The following is a 24,402-nucleotide window of genomic DNA, read 5'->3' as shown; positions in this document are numbered from 1 at the left end:
CTCGCGACGTGTCGAGGCTCGCGACAATTCAGCGCCGCAATGGTTAACGCGCCGTTAAGGCTCGGCAATTCCTGCCGGGTCGACCGGGCCGACGACCCTTTCCTTCCTGCCCCGCATCCCGGGCGCCGTATTTTTCAGCAATGATTTCAACAGTTAACAAATCCACACCGGCTGGCACGCTCCTCGCAGAGCCGTTTCCGTCACGCCGTCCGAGGAGCATGCGATGCGGACCCTTCTCCACTGCGCACTGGCCGCGATCACGCTCGCCGCGACCCTCTTCGCAGGGTCGCCGGCCGGCGCCACGTCGCGCATCAAGGACCTCGCGAATGTCGAGGGGGTCCGGCAGAACCAGCTCATCGGCTACGGCCTCGTCGTCGGCCTGCAGGGCACCGGCGACACCATCAATAACTCGCCCTTCACCAAGCAGTCGCTGCAGGCGATGCTCGAGCGCCTCGGCGTCAACATCCGCGGCCAGACGCTGCGCACCGGCAACGTCGCGGCCGTGATGGTGACGGCGAACCTGCCGCCGTTCTCGACCCAGGGCACCCGGGTCGACGTCACCGTCTCGGCGCTGGGCGATGCCAAGAGCCTGCAGGGCGGTGTCCTGGTGATCACCCCGCTGCTCGCCGCCGACGGCAATGTCTACGCGGTGGCGCAAGGCTCGCTCGCCATCGGCGGCTTCATGGCCGAGGGCGAGGCCGCCAAGATCGTGCGCGGCGTGCCGACCGTCGGCCGCATCGCCAACGGCGCGATCATCGAGCGCGAGATCGACTTCGCGCTGAACCGGCTCACCCAGGTGCGGCTCGCGCTGCGCAATCCCGACTTCACCACGGCCAAGCGCATCGCCGCGGCGATCAACGACTTCCTGGCGATGCCGGTGGCCGAGCCGATCGACCCGTCGACCGTGCAGCTGACCGTGCCGAAGGAGTACACCGGCAACGTCGTCGCCATGCTGACCGAGATCGAGCAGCTCCAGATCGTCCCCGACCAGCTCGCCCGCATCATCGTCGACGAGCGCTCCGGCATCATCGTGATGGGCCGCGACGTGCGCGTCTCCACGGTGGCGGTGGCGCAGGGCAACCTCACCGTGACGATCACCGAATCGCCCGAGGTGAGCCAGCCGGCGCCGTTCTCGGAAGGCCGCACCGTCGTGGTGCCGCGGACCAACGTCACGGCGACCGACGACGGCCACAAGCTCGCCGTCGTGCGCGAGGGCGTGTCGCTGCAGCAGCTCGTCGACGGGCTCAACGCGCTCGGCATCGGTCCGCGCGACCTGATCGCCATCCTGCAGGCCATCAAGGCGGCCGGCGCCATCCAGGCCGACCTGGAGGTGATGTGATGAGCACGGCGAGCATTCCCGCCGCGGCCGCGCTGACGGCCGACCAGATCAGGTCCGGTGGCCTGCCGGTCTCCGCCGGCGGCGCCAGCCGCACCGCGCCGGCGAAGACGGCGGCCGAGAAGGCCTGGACCCAGGCCCAGGACTTCGAGGCGGTGTTCCTCAATCAGATGATGCAGACGATGTTCACCGGCGTCGGCGAGGACGGTCCGCTCGGCAACGGTCCGGGTGCCGGCATGTGGCGCTCGTTCCTGATCGACGAGTACGCCAAGTCGACCGTCAAGGCCGGCGGCATCGGCATCGCCGAGCAGGTCTACGCACAGCTCCTGAACCAGCAGGAGGCCGCCGCCTCGCGCGGCGCCGGCGCGGCCGCCGCCTCCTACGCGGCCACGACCACCACCGCCATGCCGACCATCGCGAAGACCAAGGGGAGCGTCCAATGACCGACCAGGCCGCCGCCGTCCAGGAGACCCCGCCGCGTGCGATCACGTCCGTCGACGAGGCGCGCGACGTGATCCGCATGCTCGACGAGACCATCACGGCGCTCGTCGAGGTGATCGAGGAGGAGGACCGGCTGGTGCGGGCCGGCAAGCTGTCCGAGGTGGCGCGGCTCTCGCCGACCAAGACCGGATATGCGCGGCGCTATCTGTCCGGCAGCCTGCGGCTGCGCGACAGCCTGCCCCGGCTGCGCGGCGAGCTCGGCGGCGAGCTTCCCGCCGTGAAGGCGCGCCATGCCGCCTTCCAGGACCGGCTGCAGAGCAATCTGACGGCGCTCGCCACGGCGCACGCGGTGTCGGAGGGCATCGTGCGCGGCGTCGCCGGCGAGCTCACCCGCACCGCCAGCCCGCAAACCTACGGCGCCTCCGGCCGCACGCCGATGCCCGATTCGCGCCACGTGAGGCCGCTGGCGGTCAGCCGGACGCTGTGAGGTCGCCGCGCGCCGCGTCGTCACGAACCGCCTCGTCGCGAGCCGCGTCGCCGCGTCGCGACGTTCCGGCATCCGCCATCCCGGCTGTGCGCGTCCCGCCGTTCGCACGAACGTGATCGGTCACCTGATACCGATCAAGACACGGGCATGGAAACCCGCGCGAGATTTCGTCCCGAAGCTGATTGTGCCCGGGCAGTCCTTCTGCGCGCGACCGTCGATTTCGTTCGGCGGCGGCGACAGGATCTGCCGCTGGCGTGCGAGGACGGAGCCGGCCGTCTTGCCCGTGCGGACCGATCGGAAATCGTCGAACGCGGTCCGGGACGTGCCGGACCTTCAGAGGCGCACGGGACGGTCGACCCCACCGGATGGAGGTCGACATGGCAAGGTACAGGTCCGCGGTCGCTCTGATCGCCGCCGTGCTCTTCGCTTGGGTGGCCGGGACGGTCGGGTCTCGGGCCCAGGGTCTCGTCGGTGACGGCAACGCCGTCGCGACCGGCTTCTCCGGCACGCTCGCGCCGACCCGGATCGCCCCCGGTGCCGATCCCGACGACACCCGCGTGATCGACGGCAACGGCGCGGTGCTGCGGGTGATCGACCTGCAGGCGCCGGGAGCGCCGCCGTCCGGCCAGCTCGTCCAGGCGGCGAAGCCGTTCACGGTCACGGCCGCGCAGATCGGGCAGGTGTTCGGCGTCGCGCTCGACCGCGCTTCGCCTCCCAATCTCTACGCCGCCGCGACCTCGCTCTACGGACTGCCGATCACCGGTCCGGACATCGACGGCGACGGCCAGCGGGACCGGCTGCTGCAAGGCGCGGCCAATGCGGCCTTCATGACGGGGGTGTTCGGTCCCGACGGCGGACCGGGCACGATCTGGCGGATCGACGGCACGACCGGCGCCGTGACGGCGCACGCCACCGTCGCCCTCGACGGCGTCGCCAATCCCGGCCCGGCGCTCGGCGCCCTCGCCTTCGATCCCGAATCCGACTCGCTCCTGGTGGTCGACCGGGCGACCGGCATGATCCACCGCATCGACACCGGCGGCGTCGAGGGCGGGCGCTACGACCACGGCACCACGGGGCGCGCCGCCGCCGCCCTGCCGCCGGTGCCCTACGATCCGTCCGGGCGACTCGACATCCGGAACCCGGCGTTCCGTCCGGGCGATCCGGCGACCTGGGGTCTCGCGCCGCCGGCACGGCGGGTGTTCGCCGTCGCGCTGCAGGGCCGGCGCCTGTTCTACAGCGTCGCCGAGGGTCTGCAGATCTGGTCGGTGTCGCTCGCGACCGACGGCCGCTTCGGCAACGACGCGCGCCTCGAGCTGAGCGTGCCGCCCGGGCCGTCGCCGAGCGAGATCGCCGGCATCACCTTCGACGACCGCGGCCGCATGCTGCTGGCCGAGCGGGTCGCCCCGAGCGGGGCCTACGATTTCGTCGCCCTGACGCTGTCGGGCGCCGGCCGGGTGCTGCGGTTCGACCCCGCGACCGGTGGCGGCGCGCGCTGGCAGCCGGCGGCCGGCGATCCTGCCGAGGGGCTCGATCCGACCCTGCACGGCAACGGCGGCATCGCGGTCGGCTCCGGCTACGACGCGGCCGGCCGGCGCGACCCGGCGGTGTGCGCGGGCAGCGTCTGGTGGACCGGCGAGAAGCTGGCGCTGGGCACCCCGCATGCGGTGAACGGCCTCGTCGGCCGGCCCGACGGCGCCGACGCCATCTGGGCGATCGACTTCGACGAGAGGCTCGACGACCCGGCGATCCGCGGCTGGATGGGTGGCCTGCTCGTGTTCCGCACCTGCACGCCGACGGTCGCCGGGCCACCGCCGGCGCCCGCGCCGATCGGCGAGCCGCCGCCGACCCCCGGGCCGGGGCAGCAGGCTGCATTCCCGTGGCCGGGCATGCCGGACCTGCCGCCCGGCACCGGTCCCATCGGGCCTGGCCCGGACGGCCCGTTCGGGCCGTGGTGGCCGGACGGTCCGTGGCCGCCACCGCCGCTGTGTCCGGTCGGCACGCATCTGGAGGAGAACGGGCTCCAGTGCTGCCCGCTCAACCAGATTCCGGGGCCGACCGGCGCCTGCCGGTCGCCCTGCGCCAACGGATCGCTCACCGACCCGGATGCTTCGGCCTGCCTGCAGGGGTTCCAGCCGACCGGCTTGCCACGGCCCAACGGCATCTGCTGGAACGGCACGCCGCCGGTTCAGATCGCCGGCTGCCCTCCGGCGTCCGAGCTGTGCTGGAAATGCCCGAAGTCTCCGCTGAAGACCTGCCCGGCCGGGTGGACCGAGGTGGTCGCCTCGGCCGCCAACCCGGTGGGCCAGTTCTGGTGGTGGAGCGACCGGACCTGCGTGCCGACCGCGACGCAGCTCACCTGCCCGGCCGGCCAGCAGGTCGGCCTCGATGGAGTCTGCGCCCAGCTCTGCCCCGCCGGGCAGATCTCCTGGAGCGGCGTCCGCCGCTGTTGCGTGAACGGGACCGGACCCGACGCGGCCGGCCAGTGCAATCCCGGCATCGTCGTTCCGCCGCAGTGGTTCCTCGACTATGTCGCGACCGGAAGCGGGCCGTGCATCCCGCCCAACTGCTCTCGCTTCGAGTTCACGGTCACGGGTCGCGGCGGATTCGGCCGCGGGTCGCTGACGCAGCGGATCACGCTGCCGCCGGGCTCGGCCTTCGCCGCGCCGCGGGTCACCAGCACGGGACGCCATTGCCCCGCCTCGGCCGTCGCCTGCCGGAAGGCCGGTGACGTCGTCACCTGCAGCGTCGAGGACTGCGGGCTCGCGGCCGGCGACCAGGTCGCGATCCAGTTCGAGGGGCGCGTCGCCCCCGACATCACGGCACCGCCCCCGGCCCCGATCGAGCGGACCGCGTGCGGCGATCTCGAGTGGCTGGCCGCGGCCGGACCGCTCTCGCCGCCGGGACGGCCCGGCGACCCCGACCGGACGCAGGCCCGCCAGCGGCCGCAGGAGACCCCGCCGGCGACCACCGGCCCCGGGCAGCCCGGCGGCGCCACCACGAAGCGGGCGTGCTGGACGATTCGCCTGGTCGGTCGGCCGGTGCAGGCTTGCGCCAGCGGCTATGTCCCCACCGGCGACGGCCAGTGCTGCCTCGCCGGCCAGATGACGACGGCCGGCGTCTGCTGCTCGCCCGCCACCGTCCCGCGCGGCGGCCAGTGCGTGCCGCGGGTGACGCCGATCCCGCCGGAGCAGCGGCTCGTCCCCGACCCGGGCGCCGATCCCGCACGCTGCCTGCCCGGCCAACGCTGGGACGCGCGGCGCCGTGCCTGCCTGTCGATCTGTCCTGAGGGCCGCGTGTGGACGGGCCGCCGGTGCGAATGTCCGCCCGGCACGGTCGAGCGGCGCGGGCGCTGCGTCGGCACACCGGAGCAGACCTGTGGGCCGAACCGGACCGGCGTGTGGCCGAACTGCTGCCCGCCCGGCCAGCGCTGGGACGGCCGGCGATGCCTGCCGCCCGACATCGGCGCCTGCCCGCCCGACAGCATCGGCCGCTTCCCGAGCTGCCGCTGCCGGCCGCCGCTGGTCGGAGCGCCGGGGCGCTGCCGGCCACCCGCGTGCCCGCCCGGCACGACCGGGACGCCGCCGCGGTGCAAGCCGATCGTGCGGTGCCCGCCGGACAGCGTCGGCGAGCCGCCGAACTGCCGCTGCCGGCCGCCGCTGGTCGGAGCGCCGGGACGCTGCCGGCCGCCCGCGTGCCCGCCCGGCACGACCGGGACGCCGCCGCGGTGCAAGCCGATCGTGCGCGAATGCCCGCCGGGAACGACCGGACGGCCGCCGCGCTGTCGGCCCGAGCCGGCAGCCCGGCCGACCCCCGAGCGTCCGCCGATCCAGCGGCCCCCACGGCCGCAACCGGAGGCCCGGCCCGGCCCATCCCGGCCGAGCCGGCCTGCGGACGGCACCGGGCCGCGCTGATCCGGCCGCTCGGCCGCCCCTCGGCGGACGTCGCCGCCGAGGGCTTGGGCCGGTCCCTGCCCCTCCGGCGGGGCCGACGGCGCGGCGGTGATGCCGTCCTGGACGCCGGCGATCGCTCGCTCCCTGTCGCGCCGTCTCCCCGGCGCCGGCGGCACCGCGACTCGCCCGCCCCGCCGCGGCTGCACCGGAACTCGTTAAAATTTTACGCATCCAAGTATTTCCCGATAACCATCTTTTCTAACAAGACCTTAATGCGCAGCATTTATGAGTATGGGATTGGAAGGTGGAAAACGTGGAGCCGACAGAACGTTCGGCCCCACCGGTAGGACGTCACATGGACACGAGCCTCACCATAAGGCCGCAGAGCGTCGCCCCGATGGGCGACCATGCGCGGCCCATGGCGGTCGAGGCCCCGGCCGTTCCCACCGTGCTCCCCGAGCACCAGACGGTCGCCGCACTCGGCGCCAGCAAGTCCACCTCGACGGACCCGGACCTCGGCCAGAACGGCAATCCTCCGTCCCAGGAGCAGCCGCTCGCCGCCCAGATGCGCCAAGCCGCCGAGCAGACCACCCGCGTGGTGGTCCTCAACCCCGAGACCCGGGAGGTGATCTTCCGGGTGATCGACTCGCGCTCCCGCCAGGTGCTCCGCCAGGTGCCCGACGAGGCGCTGATGCGCATGCGCGCCTACAACAAGGCGCTCGAGGAAGGCAGGAGTGCGGCCGACGTGTTGATGCACGCCGACCTGCAGGTCTGATCCGGCCAAGGTCGGCCCGCTTCCTCACTGGTCTCTCCACGTGCCGCGCTCGGCCCGCGCCGTCTCTCTCCTCGCGCCGCACGTCACGCCCCGTCCTCCGCGCCGCCCGAGCTTGTCGCGCGCCGATCGACCGCCTGCGCCGCGACGCCGTCGCGTCTGCGCCACCGCTCCCCGCCCGCCGGTTCCTCGTGCGCATCGCCGCGTGGATATCGCCGCGCGGACGTCGTCGCAGGGCGCGCGCAGCGCGCATCGAGCCGCCGTCTCGCGGCCCCGTATGCTTAATGAAAACCTAATCGAAACCAATGTGTTCGGTCGCCCGGCGGAGAGCCGAAATTAGGCGGGAATTAACGGGCCGTATTTACGCTTGTTTACGGCCCGCCGTGCGATCACGGCCGGCGACCATGAAGGTCGAAGCTCCACCGCCAGTACGGCACACAACCAGAAAGGTTGAATTCCATGGCTTCCGGTATCACCCTCTCGGCCGGCGTCCGTCAGAACCTGCTCTCGCTGCAGTCGACTGCGGACATGATGGCGACGACGCAGAACCGTCTCGCCACCGGCAAGAAGGTCAACTCGGCTCTCGACAATCCGTCGAACTTCTTCACCTCTCAGTCGCTCAGCGACCGGGCGGGCGACCTCAACTCGCTCCTCGACTCGATCGGCCAGGCGGTGAAGACGCTCGACGCGGCCAACAACGGCATCACCTCGCTGACCAAGCTCGTGCAGTCCGCGAAGTCGATCGCCCAGCAGGCCCGCTCGGCGACGGCTCCGGCCGCCACCTACGACGCCCTGAACGTCACCGGCACGCTCCCCTCCGAGACGATCTCCTCGACCATCGCGGGCGGCGCCAACGACCTGTCGGCGAAGGCCGTCAACCTGTCGTTCACCAACCTGGCCGAGACGATCGGCACCAAGACCGGCACGGCCGACCTGTCGTCCGGTCCGGGCGGCGCCGGCGCGGCCGGCACGGTGCAGATCCGGATCACCGCGTCGGGCGTCGACAAGACGTTCAACGTCAACCTGGCCGGCACCGAGGCCGACTTCGCCGCCACCCAGGCGGTGTTCGACGCCACCACGTCCGGCACGCCGGGCGACACGCTCGACCAGTACATCAACATCACCGAGAGCGCCGGCCACCAGCTCGTGCTGACCGCGGCCTCGGCCGATGTCGACTTCTCGATCAGCGCCGCCGGCTCCGGCTCGACCGCCGCCACCCTGACGGCCGTCGGCCTGACCGCCACGACGCACAACTCGACCAGCCTGCTCGACCAGGTCACCGCCAATGGTGGCACGGCGGGCACGTCCAGCCTCGTGCTGAGCGTCACCGGCCAGACCGACAAGACCGTCACGTTCGGCAACAGCGGTGGTCAGGTCTCGACCATCTCCGAGCTGAACACCTGGATCAACAGCAATCGCGGCGCGGCGACCGGCTCGATCTCCGGCACCACGTTCTCGATGAGCCTGGCGGCCGGGGCGGGCAATGCGATCGGCTTCAACGCGACCGATGTCGGCGTCACCACGGCGCTCGGCCTCAGCGCGGCGACCGCCGACTACAACTTCGGCACCGGCGCCCGTGGCGGCATGGGCTCGGCGCTGTCGAAGTCGTTCAACAGCGACCTGACGCTCGGCGAGATCGATACCGACCTCGCCAACGGGACCAGCATCTCCATCACCGTCAATGCCAACGACGGCAACGGAGCGCAGACCCAGACGGTCGGTCTCGCCGGCACCGACGACCTCGACGCCGTCGTGGCGAAGCTGAAGGGCAACGCGACCCTGAACGCCAACCTCGACATCACCAACCAGGCCGGCAAGCTGAAGCTGGTCGCCAAGACCGCCGACGTCGACTTCTCGATCGCCGCCGGCACCGCCACCACGGCCCTCAACATGACGGCCGGCTCCTACAACTCGACCAGCCTGCTCGACCAGGTCATCGCCGGCGGCGGCACCGAGGGCGACACCATGACGGTGGCGGCCAACGGCGGCGCGGCCCAGACGATCACGTTCGGCAAGGGTGTCGGCGAGGTCTCGACCATTGCCGAGTTCACCTCGGCGATCGGCAACCTGTCCGGCGTCACCGCGAGTGTCACCGGCTCGGCGTTCTCGGTCGGTGTCGCGCAGGGCACCAGCCAGACGACGCTGACCATCGGCGGCGCCACCAACACGCTCGCGGCGATCGGCACCAGCGCCCAGACCAAGTCGGGCGTGAAGCACGAGGGTGATCCGAACGCCACCCGCGAGAGCCTGCAGAAGGACTACAACGACGTCCTGTCGCAGATCGACGCCCTGTCGAAGGATGCCTCCTACAACGGCATCAACCTCCTCAACGGCGACGATCTCAAGGTGGCCTTCAACGAGGACAACTCCTCGTCGCTGACCATCAAGGGCGTCACCTACAACGCCTCCAACCTCGGCCTGAACAAGCAGAACGGCACCACGTTCCAGGACAACGCGAAGATCGACGAGACCATCTCGGCGATCAACGACGCCCTGACGTCGCTCCGCACCCAGGCGTCGAAGTTCGGCTCGAACCTGACGACGGTCCAGACCCGGCAGGACTTCACCAAGAGCATGGTGAACACCCTGCAGATCGGTGCCGACGCCCTCGTTCTCGCCGACTCGAACGAGGAAGGCGCCAACATGCTGGCCCTGCAGACCCGCCAGCAGCTCTCCACCACGGCCCTCTCGCTCGCCAACCAGGCGAACCAGGCCGTGCTGCGGCTGTTCTGAGTCTCTCGGTCTACGCACAAACACGGACGGCGGGGCTTCGGCCCCGCCGTTTACTTTTTATGGACCGCCCGGCGGCGCCGCCGGGCGACCGAGAGGGGACCGCGACCGCGGCGTCGCGAGCGACCCGCGCCGGCCGCACCCGGCCCCGGTCCCGACGTCGAAAGCCCCCGCCCGACGGTCCGGCAAATTCCAGATTCTTCAACGATCCGAAGCTGTTGCCGCGCGCGACTTGGCGCCCGCGAGCGCCCGGTCGCGGCTCTCCGCCGGCCGTCGCGACGGGCGTCGCGCGGCCGGGATTGCCGGCCCGCCGGAGCCGACCCGGCAAAAATTGCTTATACGTAAAGAAAGCCGAATCCAGGCGCACATTTTTCAACGTCGTTATCGAGGCGTTAACGATCTCGACCTTAACCTCTCCACGTTCGGCAAGAGGCTGGCGCGAATCTCCACCCGCGAGCCCTCCGCGCCGGTCCGAGATTTCGACGGAGAGGCTTCCATGTCGTCCAACATCACCCTGTCCGCCGGCGTCCGCCAGAACCTGCTGTCGCTGCAGGCCACCGCGGACCTGATGGCGACCACCCAGAACCGTCTCGCCACCGGCAAGAAGGTCAATTCCGCGCTCGACAACCCGTCGAACTTCTTCACCTCGCAGTCGCTCAGCGATCGCGCCGGCGACCTGAGCTCCCTGCTCGACTCGATCGCGCAAGGGATCAAGACCATCGAGGCCGCCAACAACGGCATCACGTCGCTGACCAAGCTGGTGCAGTCGGCGAAGTCGATCGCCCAGCAGGCTCGCTCGGCGACGGCTCCGGCCGCCACCTACGACGCGCTGAGCATCACCGGCTCGCTGCCAACCGAGGTGATCGGATCGGCGATCGCCGGCGGCGCCAACGACCTGTCGGCGAAGGCCGTCAACCTGTCCTTCACCAACATGGCCGAGACGATCGGCACCAAGACCGGCACGGCCGACCTGTCGGCCGGTCCGGGCGGCGCCGGCGCGGCCGGCACGGTGCAGATCCGCATCACGGTGGCGGGCGTCGCCAAGACGTTCAACGTCAACCTGGCCGGCACCGAAGCGGACTTCGCCGCCACCCAGGCGGTGTTCGACGCCACCACGTCCGGCACGCCCGGCGACACGCTCGACCAGTACATCAACATCACCGAGAGCGCCGGTCACCAGCTGGTGCTGACCGCGGCCTCGGCCGACGTCGACTTCTCGATCAGCGCCGCCGGCTCCGGCTCCACGGCCGCCACCCTGACCGCCGTCGGTCTCACCGCGACGACCCACAACTCGCAGAGCCTGCTCGACAACGTCATCGACAACGGCGGCACGCTCGGCACCTCGAACATGATCCTCAAGGTCTCCGGCCAGGCCGACAAGACCGTCACGTTCGGCCATGGCGGCGGCATGGTGTCGACGCTCGCCGAGCTGAACTCCTGGATCAACTCGAACCGCGGCGCGGCCACGGCATCGATCAGCGGCACCACCTTCTCGCTCGGCCTCGGCGCAGCGACCGGCAACTCGATCGGCTTCGCGCTGTCCGACGTCGGCGTCGCCGACGCGCTGGGGCTCAGTCTCGCCGAGGCCGACTACAACTTCGGCACCGGCGCCCGCGGCGGCATGGGCTCGCTGCTCAGCAAGACCTTCAACAGCGACCTGACGCTGGGCGAGATCGACACCGACCTCGCCGCCGGTACCAATATCGCCATCACGGTCGACCCCAACGACGGCACCGGCCCGCAGACACAGACGGTCGGCCTCGCCGGTACCGACGATCTCGACTCCGTGGTCACCAAGCTCAAGGCCAACGCGATGCTCGGGGCCAACCTCGACATCACCAACGAGGCCGGCAAGCTGAAGATCGTCGCCAAGTCGGCCGACGTCGACTTCTCGATCGCCGCGGGCGTCGCCACCACGGCCCTCAACATGACGGCCGGCAGCTACGCCTCGACCAGCCTGATGGACCGCCTGATCGCGGCCGGCGGCGCCGAGGGCGACGTGTTCACGGTGTCGGCCAACGGCGGCGCCGCCCAGACCATCACGTTCGGCAAGGGCACGACCCAGGTGTCGACGCTCGCCGAGTTCACGGCGGCGCTCTCCAACCTGTCCGGCGTGACCACCAGCGTGACCGGCACGGCCTACACGATCAGCCTGGCCGAGGGCACCAGCCAGACGACGCTCGCGATCGGCGGCTCGACCAACACGGTCACGGCGCTGGGCACCAGCGCCCAGACCCTCAAGGGCGTCAAGCACGAGGGCACGGCGAACTCGACCCGCGAGAGCCTGCAGAAGGACTTCAACGACGTCCTCAACCAGATCGACGGGCTGTCGAAGGACTCCTCCTACAACGGCATCAACCTGCTCAACGGCGACGACCTCAAGATCACCTTCAACGAGCGCGGCACCAGCTCGCTGACCATCACGGGCGTCACCTACTCGTCTTCGAACCTGGGCCTCAACAAGCAGAACGGCGCGTCCTTCCAGGACAACACGATCGTCGACCAGGTGATCGAGTCGATCAACACGGCGCTGACCACGCTGCGCACCCAGGCCTCGAAGTTCGGCTCGAACCTGTCGACCGTGCAGGTGCGGCAGGACTTCACCAAGCAGATGGTGAACACGCTGCAGATCGGCGCCGACAACCTCGTCCTGGCGGACACCAACGAGGAAGGCGCCAACATGCTGGCCCTGCAGACCCGCCAGCAGCTCTCCACCACGGCCCTCTCGCTCGCCAACCAGGCGAACCAGGCCGTGCTGCGGCTCTTCGGCTGACGCCGACGAGCATGCTCCGGCGGACCGCGGGGCCACGGCCCCGCGACACCGCCGAGACGCCGGACGGCAGGCGCCGCGGTCCGTGACGATCGCCGGCCGACGCACGCCGCGCCGTCCACATCATCCCAAACGATCCAGAAGAGATCGATGCGGCTACGCGCGAGCCGCACGAACCAGGCGCGCGTCCTGCACAAGTCAGGCGGCCTGAATAAACATGTCTTAACGGCACGACGCTAAAACTGACGTCCTGCCGATCAGTGGCACCAGGAGTCCCCGAGATGCACAGCGCGGCGAAAGCCTACGGACAGGTGGCGCAGCAGATCGCGAATCCGCGCGAGCTCGAAGCCCGCTTGCTGCTCAAGGCGGCGGCCCGCCTGCAGCACGTCCGCGAGGACTGGGAGAAGGATCGCTCCGACCTGTTCGACGCCCTGCTCTACAATCGCAAGCTCTGGACCGTGTTCCTCACCTCGGTCACGAGCCCGGACCACCAGATGCCGGCGGCGATCCGCCAGAACGTCGCCAATCTCGGCCTGTTCGTGATGAACCACACGCTCGACATCCAGCGCGAGCCGCGGCCCGAGGCGCTCGTCGCGCTGATCAACATCAACCGCGAGATCGCCGCCGGCCTGCTCGGCCAGCCGGCCTGAGGGCGACGCGCCGCCGCCGCGGCGCAACCCTGCCCCATCGTCCAAGCCGTTGATTTTCCGCCTCCATACCGGCAGAACCCGCTCTGGCGGGCCCTGCCGGGGCCTCGGCGGGCGAGGACGAGAGGGGACGACGACATGAGCCATCCGGAAAAGCTCCGGCTCCACACGCTGCTCGGCACCCATCCGAATACCAAGGCGCTCAAGTCGGGCGCCGTCGCCTCGGACCTGGTGGCGTTCGACTTCGCCGACATCCCGGTCGCCAATCGCGGCTTCAAGCCGATGGTCCGCCAGCACGTCTTCGATTTCGGCGAGCTCGCCATCGGCACCTTCCTGCAGGCCCGCGTCGCCGGCGCGCCCTACCGGCTGATCCCGGCCACCGTGGTCGGCCGCGGCCAGCTCCACACCATCGCCTACCTGCCCGAGCGCGGGCCGCTGGCGCCGGGCGATCTCGCCGGCAAGCGGGTCGGCGTGCGCGCCTACAGCCAGACCACCGGCATCTGGCTGCGCGGCATGCTGGAGGAGCTGTACGGCGTCGCCCCCGAGACCATCGACTGGGTGACGTTCGAGGACGCCCACGTCGCCGGCTATCAGGATCCGCCCTTCGTGCGCCGCGCCGCCGAAGGCGAGGATCTCGTCCGGATGTTGCTCGACGGCGCGCTCGACGCCGCGATCGTCGGCGACAAGTTTCCCGATCCGCGCCTCGCGCCCCTGGTGCCCGATCCCGAGGCGGCCAACGACCGTTGGGCGGCGTCGCACGGCGGCGTGCCGATCAACCACATGCTCGTCCTCCGCGAGGAGATCGCCGCCACCCGCCCCGACGTGGTGCGCGAGCTTTACAGAATGATCCGCGAGAGCACGGCGGCCGGCGGGCTGCCGACCGACGACGCCACGGCGGCGCTGCGCTTCGGCATCGAGCCGAACCGTCGCTCGCTCGAGCTGATCATCGACTATGCGTTCCGCCAGAAGCTGATCCCCGAGCGCGTCGGCGTCGATTCGCTGTTCGACGACACGGCCCGCAGCCTCGCCTGACGCGGGCGGCGCGCTCCGGACCTCGGAGACGCCGGCCAACGCCTTGCACACACGCACGTTTTTCCCCTTAACGGTTCGTTAAACCAGATGGTTAACGATCCGTGAGACTCATGGGGGAGAGCGGCCATGGCCTTGAAGGTCGAACTGAAGCCCGGCGAACGCATCATTCTCGGCGACTGCGTGATCACCAACTCGGACCAGCGGGCGCGCCTGCTGATCGAGGGCGAGACGCCGATCCTGCGCGAGAAGGACATTCTCACGGCCGAGACGGCCGACACGCCGGCCAAGCGCATCTATCTCGCCGTGCAGCTCATGTACACGTCGAAGGACGCGCGCGCCTATCACGAGATCTACTTCAAGCTGGTCAGCGACGTTCTCAAGGCGGCGCCGAGCACCTGGCCGCTGATCGAGAGCGTGAACAACCACATCCTGGCAGGCGAGATGTACAAGGCCCTCAAGGAGGCCAAGAAGCTGATCGCCTACGAGAGGGAGCTGGTCGACCATGCCCTGCATCGAAACAGCGAGCCGTCCGGAGCGCCCCACGCCCGCTCCGCGTGAAGTTCAGGCCCTCCTCCTCCTCGACGCCGCGCGGCGGCTCCAGGCGGCCCAATCGGGCGCGGTCCGCAGCGGCGCCCAGGCGAGCCGCGACGCCATCGACGCGGCGCTGGTCCACAATCGCCGCCTCTGGCACGATGTCGTCGGAGCCACCGTGGCGACCGACCCGGCGCTTCCGTGCGCGGTGCGGCACAGCCTCGCCAGCCTCGGCCTGTTCGTCGATCACCAGACCGTCGCCTTCGCGGCCGACCCCCGCCCCGAGCGCCTCGCCGCCCTGATCGGCATCAACCACGACATCGCCGACGGCCTCATGGGCGCCTGAGGGACGCCGGACCCGGCCGGCGCCCTCCTCGGCTCACCCCTCGCGAGCCGCTACAGGTAGTTCACGAGATTGAGCTTGGAGAGCAGCGCCGTCGTCTGCAGCGACGCCTGCAGGCTCGTCTGCAGGGCGAGGATCATGGCGCTCGATTCCTCCATCGGCACGCCTTCGATGTTCTCCAGCATGTCGGTCAGCGCCGCGGTCGTCTGGGTGTGGCGATCCTTGGCGGTCTGGACCGCCTTCTGCGAGGCGCCGAGATCGGCCGTGATGTCGGAGATCTTCTGGACGCCCTGCTGATTGCCGAGATTCGACTGGACCCGGCTCATCAGCGCCGAGAACCGGCCTTCGCCGTTCACGTCGCTCGACGAGAAGGTCACGGCGGCCATCGCGGCCGTGTTGGCGATCGCCACCCGGAACGCCTGCTCGTTCGCCCGCATGCCGTAGGCGACCGAGATCTCCGAGTCGATGCGCGCGACCGAGGTCGAGCGCGCCGAGGTCGCGCCGGCCTCGCCCGTGTACCAGGCGAGCGTGTCGGTCGTGGTGCCGTTCTTCAGGGCGACGGCGGTGTCGAAGGGCGGGCCATCGACCCGCTGCGGCGGGGTGGCGTCGCCGGCGTTGAAGAACTCGTTGGAGGCCTGCACGGCCGAGGCCGCCATCAGCGACGTCTTGGCGAGCGTGCCGACCGAGGTGTTCAGGAGCGTGTGGAGGTTGGCGAGCGTCTCCGCCTCGGTGACGCCGATGGCGAACTGGTTCTTCTCCTTGGGCGGATCGACGACGTTGCCGACCCGGTTGCCGGCCGTGAAGCCGAGCGAGTCGAGCGTCGCGGAATCGCCGCCCAGCGTGATCTGCTCGCCGGCCGCCGACTTGAACACCAGCTGGCCGCCCTCGTTGGTGACCGACACGCCGCCGTTGCCGGCCGGCAGCGAGTTGAGCGCCGCCATGATCTTGGTCGCCGCGGTCGACGGGCTGTCGCTCGCGTTGAGCCCCGAGATCGTCACGGCGGCGCCGCCGTTCATCAGCGGCGTCTGGATCGTGATGGCGCCCGGCGTCCCGCCCAGGATGTGGCCGGGGGCCGCGAAGCCGCCGGTGCCGACCAGGCTCTTGGGCGTCGACACCGCGGTGAGGACGAGATTTTCCGTCGTCCCATCGGGAAGCGAGAAGCTGAACGTCACCGTGTCGCCGTCGCGCGGCAGCGTGCCGCCGATGTCGACCGACATCGCGGGCGGTGCGCCCGCCGGCTGCGTCGCGGTCGCGCCCGGGATCGTCGTCGCCATCGACAGGAGCTTGAAGCCGAACACGGAGCCGGCGACGTCCTCGCCGATCGAGACGACGTTGGTCGCCTTCGACGACGTCGTCGCGAGGCCGAACTTCGCCGCCGCCACCGTGCCGCCGATCGTGATGTCGCCGGTGCTGCTCGACGCCGTGACGGTGAGGTTGCCGTTGGCGGGATCGACGACCGCGGTGCCGCCCGTGATGGCCGACAGCGCCGTGTTCAGCTCGGCGATGGTCGACACCTGGCCGACACCGGTGCCGAACGTCACCGTGACGGCGCTGGTGCCGATCGCGACCGACAAGGTCTGCCCGGCCGTGACGCCGCCCGCCTGGGTCAGCAGATTGGTCGGCGCAGCGGTGCCGACCGAAAGGCCGAGCTCGGTCAGGAGGCCGGCCGTGCTGCCCGCCCCGATCGTGACGCTGGCGTCGGCGTCGGCGCCGGTGAGAACGAGATGGTTCGCGCCGTCGAGCGACGCCGTGACGCTCGGCGCGGCGGGTGCGGCCGCGGCGATCAGGGCCGTGTTGATGGCGTCGCGGATCGTGGCACCGTCGTCTCCGGCGTTGATCGTGACGCTGACGCCGCCGATGTCGAGCGTGCCACCGGCCGCCGAAGTGAACGGCGCGCTGAGGTCCGCCGTGCCGGTCGTCACCGCGGCGGCGTCCGGCGCCAGCGTCGCCGTGGTGCCGGTCAGGCTCGCGGAGGTCGAGGTGGTCGCCGGGATCACCAGCCGGCCGAGACCGGCGGCACCGAGATCGGCCTGGTTGCGCTCGGTGATGAGCTGGATCAGCCCGGCCCGCGGCCCGACCCCGTTGAGGATGTGGTCGGTGGTCTCCACCGCGGCCTTGTCGGGCGACAGGCCGGAAAAGATGAACTGGTCGCCGAACTGGGTGTTGAGCGCACCCAGCATGCGGTCGAGCTGGCCCTGCGCCGTCACCTGATCCTGGGTGCGGCCGTTCTGCGAGAGCACGTAGGTCGCCTTGGGGATCGAGGTCTTCACGGTCCGCGCCGCTGCGTCGATGTCGGTGAGCGCCATCTGCGACAGCTTCAGCCGCGTCTCGAGCTGCTGGATCGAGCCGTTGTAGGACGACACCGACGAAAGCTTGGTGCGCAGCCCGACGGTCAAGCCACGGTCGAGGCCGATGCCCGCGTAGGTGTTGGAGCGCTTCTGCGTGCCGAGCTGCCGCTGCAGATCGTCGAGCTGACGCCGCATCGAGATGAGGCGCTCGACCTGGAGCAGGCTCTGGCTTCCCAAGCCGGTGATCGCCATGGCAGCCTCACATCATCTGGAGCAGGGTCTTGAGCATCTCGTTGACCACCGAGAAGACCCGCGCATTGGCCCCGTAGGCCGTCTGCAACGTGAGGAGCGTCGTCATCTCCTCGTCGATGTTGACGGCGGCGCCTTCGTTGAGCCGCTGCTGCAGCGCGTCGACGACCATCTTCTGGCCCTCGGCGAGCTTGGCGGCGCCGGCGGCGTTCTCGCCCTGCAGCGCCATCGCCTGGCGCAGGAAGGACGCGATCGTGCCGTTGTAGGGCGCGGCGTCCGAGCCGACGCCCGTGTTGGTCACGTAGGTCTGCCCGGTGTTGACGAGCTTGTCGTAGAGGAACGTCGGACGGGTCTGGTCGCCGGACGGCGTATTGACGTCGAACTGGACGAGCTTGCTCACGTCGGCGAGCAGCGACGGGTTGACCGTGATGCGGGCGGCGTAGCCGACCGACTGCGGATAGGTGCCGGCCACCGCGCCGGAGAAGTAGTCGGGACCGTCCATGAAGAACGGCAGCGCCGCGGTCCCGCCGCTGAGCGAGGTCTGGGTCTTGGTGACCGTGACGGCGACGATGTCGGCCACGCTCGCGGCGCCGTCGTCGAGGACGCGCAGCGTGTTGCCGGCCGGATTTGAGAACTGCACCTGGCCGTTGAAGGCCTTGTTCATCTGGGTGACGGCGCTCGCGAGGCCGCCCGAGAAGTCGATGCCGATCACCTTGTCGTTCGGATCGGCGGTGAGGCTGTCCGACAGCGGCAGCGCACTCGGATTGTCGACCCGCATCAGGGTCGCCGTGTGGGTCCTGCCGGTGAGCGTGTCCATCCAGCTCACCTTCACCGAGTTGCCGGCGAGGAGCCCGGTGAGATCGACGTCGAAGCCTGACTGCGCGCCCGAGGTGGCCGGTGTGCCGGCCGTCGTGACGTCCGAAAGGGTGCGCGACACCGCGGCGGCGAACTCGTCGAGCTGGTTCTGCGCCTGGACCAGGACCTTGTCGCGCATCTCGAGATAGGCGGCGATCTTGCCGGAGCGGATCGAGCGCGACGCGATCAGGTCGATGGTGCCGCCCGACGAGTTGGTCGCGATGATGGTGCCGACCTGTCGCTTGCTCTCGTCGGCGTTCCACTGCGCGCCGGCCGTGATCATGCCCTGGGCGTCGAACGACAGGGTGGAGGCGGAGGCGCCGGCGAGCTGGATGCCGGAGCTCGTGAACACCGCGACGCTGTCGTCGGCGTTGTGCGTGACCTGGATGTCCATCAGCTCGGCGAGCTGATCGAGATAATAGTCGCGCTGGTCCAGCATGGTCGCGCGCGACGCATCGTCCGCGTGCGACGCGGTGAGCTGGTTGTTGACCTGCGCCAGCCCTCTGAGGCAGGTGTTGACGCTCGCGATGCACTCGGCCAGCCCCTGCTCGGCGTTCTGCCGCAGCGACTGGATGTCCTCCGACATGTTGTTGAGCTGCTGCGCCATCGCGACGCCGGTCGACAGCACGTTGGCGCGCGTCGAGTAGTCGGACGGATTGGTGGTGAGCGCCTGGATCGCCTCGGTGAAGTCGTTGTAGACCGACTCGAGCGACGTCGCCGAGTTGGGATCCCCGTAGATGTTCTGCAGCCGGTCGTAGAACTGCGAGCGGAGCGTCGCGTAGGAGCCGCCCGTGCTCTCGGTGCGCAGCTGCTTCTGGATGTACTGGTCGACCAGGCGGTTGACGGAGGCCAGCCGGACGCTGACCAGATCGCCGCCGGCCGCGACCGTGGCGGTCTCGACCGTCTTGCGGGTGTAGCCGGGCGTCTGCGCGTTGGCCACGTTGGCGGAGACGAGCGACAGCCCGCCCTGCGCCGCATTGAGGCCGGCCGCGGCCGTCCGGAGCGCCTGGGTGAGACTCATTTAGGTGCCCTCCGCCGTCGCGCGCTCGCTCAGCGCAACATGTTCAGCAGATCCTGGATCATCTGGTTGCTGGTCGTGATCACCCGCGTGTTGGCCGAATAGGCCTGCTGGGTGACGATCAGCTTGGTGAACTCGTCGGCGATGTCGGTGTTGGCGCCCTCGAGCGACGAGCCGACGATCTTGCCCGCCGCTCCGTAGACCGCGGTTCCCGACTCGTCGGTCGCCTCGAAGGCGCCGCCGTCGATCTTCTTGAGGTAGTTGGCGCCGGCGAACTTGGCGAGCGTCACCTCGGCGAGGTCGATGGTGCGGCCGTTCGAGTAGGAGCCGACCACGCGGCCCTTCTCGCTGACCGAGATGGTCTGCAGCGCGCCGGCCGCGTAGCCGTTCTGGGTCAAGAGGTTGACCTGGACGTTGCCGTTCGGGTCGGAGAACTCGGTGATTCCGCCGGCACCGAACTTCAGCGAGATGGTGCCGAGCGCCGCGCCGTCGACCGTCACGTCGGAGAGCGTGAGGTTCGCCACCACCGGGTTCATCTGCCCGTCGGACCCGAACGTGAAGTTGGTGCCGACATTCTTCCAGGCGGTCTCGCTTCCGGTGGCCGTGGAGTTGACCTGATAGAACAGGTTCCAGGTGTCGACGTGGCCGGAGCCCAGCGTGGTGGAGTCGATCTTGGCCCAGCGGAGCTGGATGTTGGCCTGCGACCCGGACACGTCGTAGGCCGTGATGGCGCCGCCGCCGATCGACTGCGACACGAAGGTGGTGACGTCGTCGCCGACCACGGTCTGGTTCGACGGCAGCGCCGACTTGGTGCGCAGGCCGAACATGGTCGGGTTGGCGTCGCCGCCGATCGTGATCTCGTCGGTCAGGCTCGCCGCCGTGATGGTGAGATTGCCGTTGAGCGAGTTCACCGAGGCGGAGCCGCCGGTCAGGGTCGCGATCTGGGTGGCGAGATCGGCCATGGTCTGGATGTTGGGCAGGCCGCCGGTGCCGAACGTGAGGGTGAGGGTCGGGTTCGATCCGATCGTGATGGTCAGGGTCTGGCCGGACGCCGCCGCCGACTGGGTCAGCAGGTTGGTCGGATTGGTGGTGCCGACCGACAGGCCGATCTCGGTCATCAGCGCGGCGTTGCTGCCGCCGATGGCGATCGCGGTGCGGGCGTCCGCGCTCTGCAGCACGAGCTTGCCGGAGGCGTCGAGCGAGGCCGTCACGGCGGGGTTCGCGGCCGTGTTGATGGCCGCCATGACGTTGGCCGGCGTCATGCCGGCGGTCAGGGTCACGGTGTTGCCGTTCACCGTGATGGTGCCGGCATTCACCAGCGTACCGGGCAGCACCGCCGCGCCGGTGAGCAGCGCGTTGGCGTCGGGGCTCAGCGTCGCGCCCGTGCCGGTGATCTTGGCGGGCTGCGGCGACACCGCCAGCGGATTGGCGATGAAGTCGGTCGCCTTCAGCAGCTCGGAGCCGACCGTCTTGGTGTCGTGCGACGGCGTGAACGGATAGCGCGGCAGGTTCGCCCGGTAGGAGACCTCGGTGGTCGCCTGGGCGGGGAGGAAGTCGTTCTTGAACTTCAGCAGGCTCGGCACGCTGGCCGTGAGGTTCCCGGTGGTGGAGTCGACCGGGATGCCCATCAGGTAGTAGCCAGCGCCGTTGACCAGGTAGCCGTCCTTGTTGGGCTGGAAGTCGCCGCGGCGGGTGTACTGGTTGACGCCCGAGAAGATCGGGTTGTTGTCGACCACGTTGGTCGGCTTCATCACGACGAAGTAGCCGTCGCCGTTGATCGCCATGAAGGTGCCGATCGAGCTGGTCTGGATGTCGCCCTGCACCGTGTTGGTGCCGCGCGACGACGCCTGCACGCTGCCGGCGACCTGCTTGGACGGCTGATTGTCCTGGATGAGATCGGTGAAGCTCGTGTCGGTGCGCTTGTAGGCGGTGGTCTGCGCGTTCGCGATGTTGCCGGAGATGTTCTGCAGGGCGAAGGACTGCGCCTGCATGCCCGTCACGGAGGTGGTCAGCGCGCCAAAGATACCCATCGGTCGTCTCCACTCGGCCGAGCGGTACGCGAACTCCCTGCGCGCCCGCACCCTGTCGGTTGTTCAGCAAGCGCTGTGCCGACAGGCTGCAGTTCGTTTTTTCAAAGGGTTAGACTCGTCCGGGCGGCGCGTCGCGGGGCCGCGCCCCGGCAAGAACGGCCGCCGGCCGGCAGATATTTCCGTCCAACGGAGATCGCGGCTGCGCGATCCTGCCGGGTCGCACATCCGTGGGCGGGCGGAGGCCTGTCTCCGGCCGCATGTCCATCAAACGGCCGCCGCGGCCGAACCAGGCGCGAATTTTTTCCGAGGCGCCGAACTTTTTTTGCCCGCTCCGGGCGGCCGCGGACGACGCCCCCGAGCACCGGCCGGCTCCCGCCTCGCTTGCCCCGTCCCGGTCGCGGCCCTACTGTCGCGAGAACCCGGACATCGAGGATCCGACATGCGCTTCGACGGCACCAGTGCCTATGTCGCCACCGACGACCTCAAGGTCGCCGTCAACGCCGCCATCGCGCTCGAGCGCCCGCTCCTCGTGAAGGGCGAGCCCGGCACCGGCAAGACCGTGCTGGCCGTCGAGATCGCCAAGGCGGTCGGCGCGCCGCTGATCGAGTGGCACGTCAAGTCGACCACCAAGGCCCTGCAGGGCCTCTACGAGTACGACGCCGTGTCGCGCCTGCGCGACAGCCAGCTCGGCGACGAGCGGGTCAAGGACATCCGCAACTACATCAAGCGCGGCAAGCTGTGGGAGGCGTTCGTCGCCGACGAGCGCCCGGTGCTCCTGATCGACGAGATCGACAAGGCCGACATCGAGTTCCCGAACGACCTCCTGCAGGAGCTCGACCGGATGGAGTTCTATGTCTACGAGACCGGCGAGACGGTGCGGGCGCGGCGCCGGCCGATCGTGGTCATCACCTCGAACAACGAGAAGGAGCTGCCGGACGCCTTCCTGCGCCGCTGCTTCTTCCACTACATCCGCTTCCCCGACCAGGACACGATGCGGGCGATCGTCGAGGTGCACTTCCCCGGCATCAAGCAGCGCCTGGTCGCCGAGGCGCTGAGGCTCTTCTACGAGATCCGCGACGTGCCGGGCATGAAGAAGAAGCCGTCGACCTCGGAGCTCCTGGACTGGCTCAAGCTCCTGATGGTCGAGGACATCGGCCCGGAGATGCTGCGCGAGCGCGACCCCAAGAAGCTGATCCCGCCGCTGCACGGAGCGCTGATCAAGAACGAGCAGGACGTTCACCTGTTCGAGCGCCTCGCCTTCATGGCGCGGCGCGAGGGGCGCTGAGGACGGGCGACGCGCCGCGGCGGGCGGCAGCCGCGCGCGAGCCCGGTTACGTCTCGCCCGGCCACCCGCTCGTCCGGCCACCCGCTCGCCCAGCCCCCTGCTCGCCCGGCATCTGCCGCCTCAAGCGATCCGCTCGATCGTCAGCGCCACGGCCCCGTGATTGTCGGCGTACATCTGCCAGGCGTCGTTGGCGAAGCAATAGAGATAACCGCCCTCGCCGTCCTCGATCACTTGCGTGCAACCGGCCATCCGCCCTCCGACCGGCCGTGAAGCCGAGGCGGAGAGGCTGGAGGTCACGACCCATGATTGCAATTACCGGCGCGAGCACGACGATTAACTCTACGTGAGGGCGCAAGCCGACTAGCGTCGCCGGACCAACCAGCCGTAGCGCGGGACCTCGGCCAGGAAGCGCCGGTAAGGCGCGCCGAATTTTCGCGCGAGGTAGCGCTCCTCGCGCAGCACCACGCCGTAATGAAGGACGAGCCCGGCCGGCGCGATCAGGACCAGGAGCCAGACCGAGTCGAAGCCGACCGCGAGGCCGAGCAGCAGCAGCCCGAGCCCGACATACATGGGGTTGCGCATGTGGTGGTAGATGCCGTCGGTCACCAGCGCGGTGGCGGGCCGCCAGGGCAGCGCGTCGGTGCCGGCCTGGTAGAAGCGGCGCTCGCCGGCGACCGCCAGGGCGCCGCCCGCGAGGGCGAGCACGGCGGCCACGGCCAGCCTCCCGCCGAACCCGAGGAGGCCGGTGCCGCTCGGCCAGACCTGCTCGAGGCCCGCGGCGAGCGCCAGCGTGACGGCGGCGATCACGGGCGGCGGGGCGATCACGCCAGCCTTGTCGGGCCGGGTGTCATCCGCCTCGTGGTCGCCTCCCGGGGTCGCGTCAGGCCCCTCCGCCATCGCCCTCTCCTCGCGCCGGCCGGCGGCTCCCCGGCCGTCCGGACATGCTCTACACTGGCCCGTCCCCCTCGCGCGGGCCGGGATCGATCCGGCGCCCAGAATAGACCCGATGCCGCCAGCGCAAAGCCCCTCGCCCGCCCCTTCCACGTCCGCCGGCCCGGAGGACCACGCCGCCGCGCCGCCGCGCTCCGGCGAGCTGTTCGGCCACCCGCGCGGTCTCGCCGTGCTGTTCGGCACCGAGATGTGGGAGCGCTTCTCCTATTACGGGATGCGCGCCCTCCTGGTGCTCTACATGGTGAAGTACCTGTCGGAGCCGGGGCGGGCCGAGCAGGTGCTCGGCTGGACGGCGCTGCGCGGCGCGCTGGAGGTTCTGGTCGGGCCGCTCGGCGTCCAGGCCTTCGCGTCCTGGGTCTACGGCTTCTACACCGGGCTCGTGTATCTGACGCCGCTGCTCGGCGGGCTCCTGGCCGACCGCCTGCTCGGCCAGCGCCGCACCGTCGTGCTCGGCGCCGCCCTGATGGCGGTCGGCCACTTCATGATGGCGTTCGAGACGCTGCTGTTCCCGGCGCTGCTGACGCTGATCCTCGGCAACGGCGCCTTCAAGCCGAACATCGTGACCCAGGTCGGCGGCCTCTACGACGAGGGCGACCCGCGCCGCGACCGCGCCTACTCGATCTTCTATGTCGGCATCAATGTCGGGGCCTTCCTGGCGCCCTTGGTGTGCGGGACGCTCGGCGAGACGGCCGGCTGGCACTGGGGCTTCGGCGCCGCCGGCGTCGGGATGCTGCTCGGGCTCGGCTT

At 70.1% G+C, this 24,402-nt stretch carries 18 protein-coding genes; 13 read left to right on the top strand and 5 right to left on the bottom strand.

What is annotated here, in order from left to right; all coding sequences use genetic code 11:
- The first annotated feature begins 223 nt into the window (after nt 1–223).
- The 11 genes from ABTU92_RS05050 (at nt 224) to ABTU92_RS05000 (ending at nt 14,982) form a co-directional block, all read left to right on the top strand.
- On the top strand, nt 224–1,339 hold the full coding sequence (locus ABTU92_RS05050; RefSeq protein WP_408088279.1) for a flagellar basal body P-ring protein FlgI: 1,116 nt from the start codon (nt 224–226) through the stop codon (nt 1,337–1,339).
- On the top strand, nt 1,339–1,779 hold the full coding sequence (locus ABTU92_RS05045; protein WP_408088277.1) for a rod-binding protein: 441 nt from the start codon (nt 1,339–1,341) through the stop codon (nt 1,777–1,779). The genes ABTU92_RS05050 and ABTU92_RS05045 overlap by 1 nt, the downstream gene beginning before the upstream one ends.
- Entirely contained in the window at nt 1,776–2,264 is a 489-nt protein-coding gene (locus ABTU92_RS05040) for a hypothetical protein (RefSeq protein ID WP_408088275.1), read from the top strand. The genes ABTU92_RS05045 and ABTU92_RS05040 overlap by 4 nt, the downstream gene beginning before the upstream one ends.
- Nucleotides 2,265–2,641: 377 nt before the next feature.
- Nucleotides 2,642–6,175 carry a hypothetical protein gene (locus tag ABTU92_RS05035; protein ID WP_408088273.1) on the top strand — a complete coding sequence of 1,178 codons (3,534 nt, stop codon included), beginning with the start codon at nt 2,642–2,644 and terminating at the stop codon, nt 6,173–6,175.
- A gap of 334 nt (nt 6,176–6,509) precedes the next feature.
- The gene (locus ABTU92_RS05030; protein WP_408088271.1) at nt 6,510–6,929 is read left to right on the top strand and encodes a hypothetical protein; all 420 of its coding nucleotides are present in this window, start codon (nt 6,510–6,512) and stop codon (nt 6,927–6,929) included.
- 456 nt (nt 6,930–7,385) lie between these two features.
- Nucleotides 7,386–9,659, top strand: coding sequence for a flagellin (locus ABTU92_RS05025; protein ID WP_408088269.1), 2,274 nt, complete (start codon nt 7,386–7,388; stop codon nt 9,657–9,659).
- A gap of 493 nt (nt 9,660–10,152) precedes the next feature.
- Nucleotides 10,153–12,429 (top strand): flagellin, encoded by a 2,277-nt coding sequence (locus tag ABTU92_RS05020; protein ID WP_408088267.1) that lies wholly within the window; start codon nt 10,153–10,155, stop codon nt 12,427–12,429.
- A gap of 278 nt (nt 12,430–12,707) precedes the next feature.
- A complete protein-coding gene (gene flaF, locus ABTU92_RS05015; protein ID WP_408088265.1) occupies nt 12,708–13,076 on the top strand; it encodes a flagellar biosynthesis regulator FlaF in 369 nt (122 codons plus the stop codon).
- Between the two features lie 135 nt (nt 13,077–13,211).
- The gene (locus ABTU92_RS05010) at nt 13,212–14,105 is read left to right on the top strand and encodes a phosphate ABC transporter substrate-binding protein (protein WP_408088263.1); all 894 of its coding nucleotides are present in this window, start codon (nt 13,212–13,214) and stop codon (nt 14,103–14,105) included.
- A 126-nt stretch (nt 14,106–14,231) separates the two neighbouring features.
- On the top strand, nt 14,232–14,663 hold the full coding sequence (gene flbT, locus ABTU92_RS05005) for a flagellar biosynthesis repressor FlbT (RefSeq protein WP_408088261.1): 432 nt from the start codon (nt 14,232–14,234) through the stop codon (nt 14,661–14,663).
- A complete protein-coding gene (locus ABTU92_RS05000; RefSeq protein ID WP_408088259.1) occupies nt 14,608–14,982 on the top strand; it encodes a flagellar biosynthesis regulator FlaF in 375 nt (124 codons plus the stop codon). Before flbT ends, ABTU92_RS05000 begins: the two co-directional genes overlap by 56 nt.
- A 50-nt stretch (nt 14,983–15,032) precedes the next feature.
- Here ABTU92_RS05000 and ABTU92_RS04995 read toward each other — a convergent pair whose 3' ends face one another.
- The 3 genes from ABTU92_RS04995 to ABTU92_RS04985 are packed head-to-tail and all read right to left on the bottom strand — an operon-like array spanning nt 15,033 to nt 21,419.
- On the bottom strand, nt 15,033–17,519 hold the full coding sequence (locus tag ABTU92_RS04995) for a hypothetical protein (RefSeq protein ID WP_408088257.1): 2,487 nt from the start codon (nt 17,517–17,519) through the stop codon (nt 15,033–15,035).
- Nucleotides 17,520–17,526: 7 nt separating this feature from the next.
- A complete protein-coding gene (flgK, locus tag ABTU92_RS04990) occupies nt 17,527–19,392 on the bottom strand; it encodes a flagellar hook-associated protein FlgK (protein ID WP_408088255.1) in 1,866 nt (621 codons plus the stop codon).
- 29 nt (nt 19,393–19,421) lie between these two features.
- Complete coding sequence (locus ABTU92_RS04985; protein WP_408088253.1) at nt 19,422–21,419, bottom strand: flagellar hook-basal body complex protein; 1,998 nt, start codon at nt 21,417–21,419, stop codon at nt 19,422–19,424.
- 439 nt (nt 21,420–21,858) lie between these two features.
- On the opposite strand from ABTU92_RS04985, the gene ABTU92_RS04980 reads away from it, so the two are divergent.
- Nucleotides 21,859–22,704 (top strand): AAA family ATPase, encoded by an 846-nt coding sequence (locus tag ABTU92_RS04980; protein WP_408088251.1) that lies wholly within the window; start codon nt 21,859–21,861, stop codon nt 22,702–22,704.
- A gap of 120 nt (nt 22,705–22,824) precedes the next feature.
- Here ABTU92_RS04980 and ABTU92_RS04975 read toward each other — a convergent pair whose 3' ends face one another.
- Both ABTU92_RS04975 and ABTU92_RS04970 read right to left on the bottom strand, forming a co-directional pair.
- Nucleotides 22,825–22,953 (bottom strand): hypothetical protein, encoded by a 129-nt coding sequence (locus ABTU92_RS04975; RefSeq protein WP_408088249.1) that lies wholly within the window; start codon nt 22,951–22,953, stop codon nt 22,825–22,827.
- Between the two features lie 111 nt (nt 22,954–23,064).
- Nucleotides 23,065–23,601, bottom strand: a complete 537-nt coding sequence (locus tag ABTU92_RS04970) for a methyltransferase family protein (RefSeq protein WP_408088247.1) — start codon at nt 23,599–23,601, stop codon at nt 23,065–23,067.
- Nucleotides 23,602–23,710: 109 nt separating this feature from the next.
- On the opposite strand from ABTU92_RS04970, the gene ABTU92_RS04965 reads away from it, so the two are divergent.
- The coding region (locus tag ABTU92_RS04965) for a peptide MFS transporter (RefSeq protein WP_408088245.1) at nt 23,711–24,402 on the top strand (692 nt) is incomplete at its 3' end.

Source organism: Rhodoplanes sp. SY1, assembly GCF_046000175.1.
Classification (GTDB): Bacteria; Pseudomonadota; Alphaproteobacteria; order Rhizobiales; family Xanthobacteraceae; genus Rhodoplanes.
Note: the sequence above shows the minus strand (reverse complement) of the source record. Positions and strands in the feature narration are given on the sequence as shown.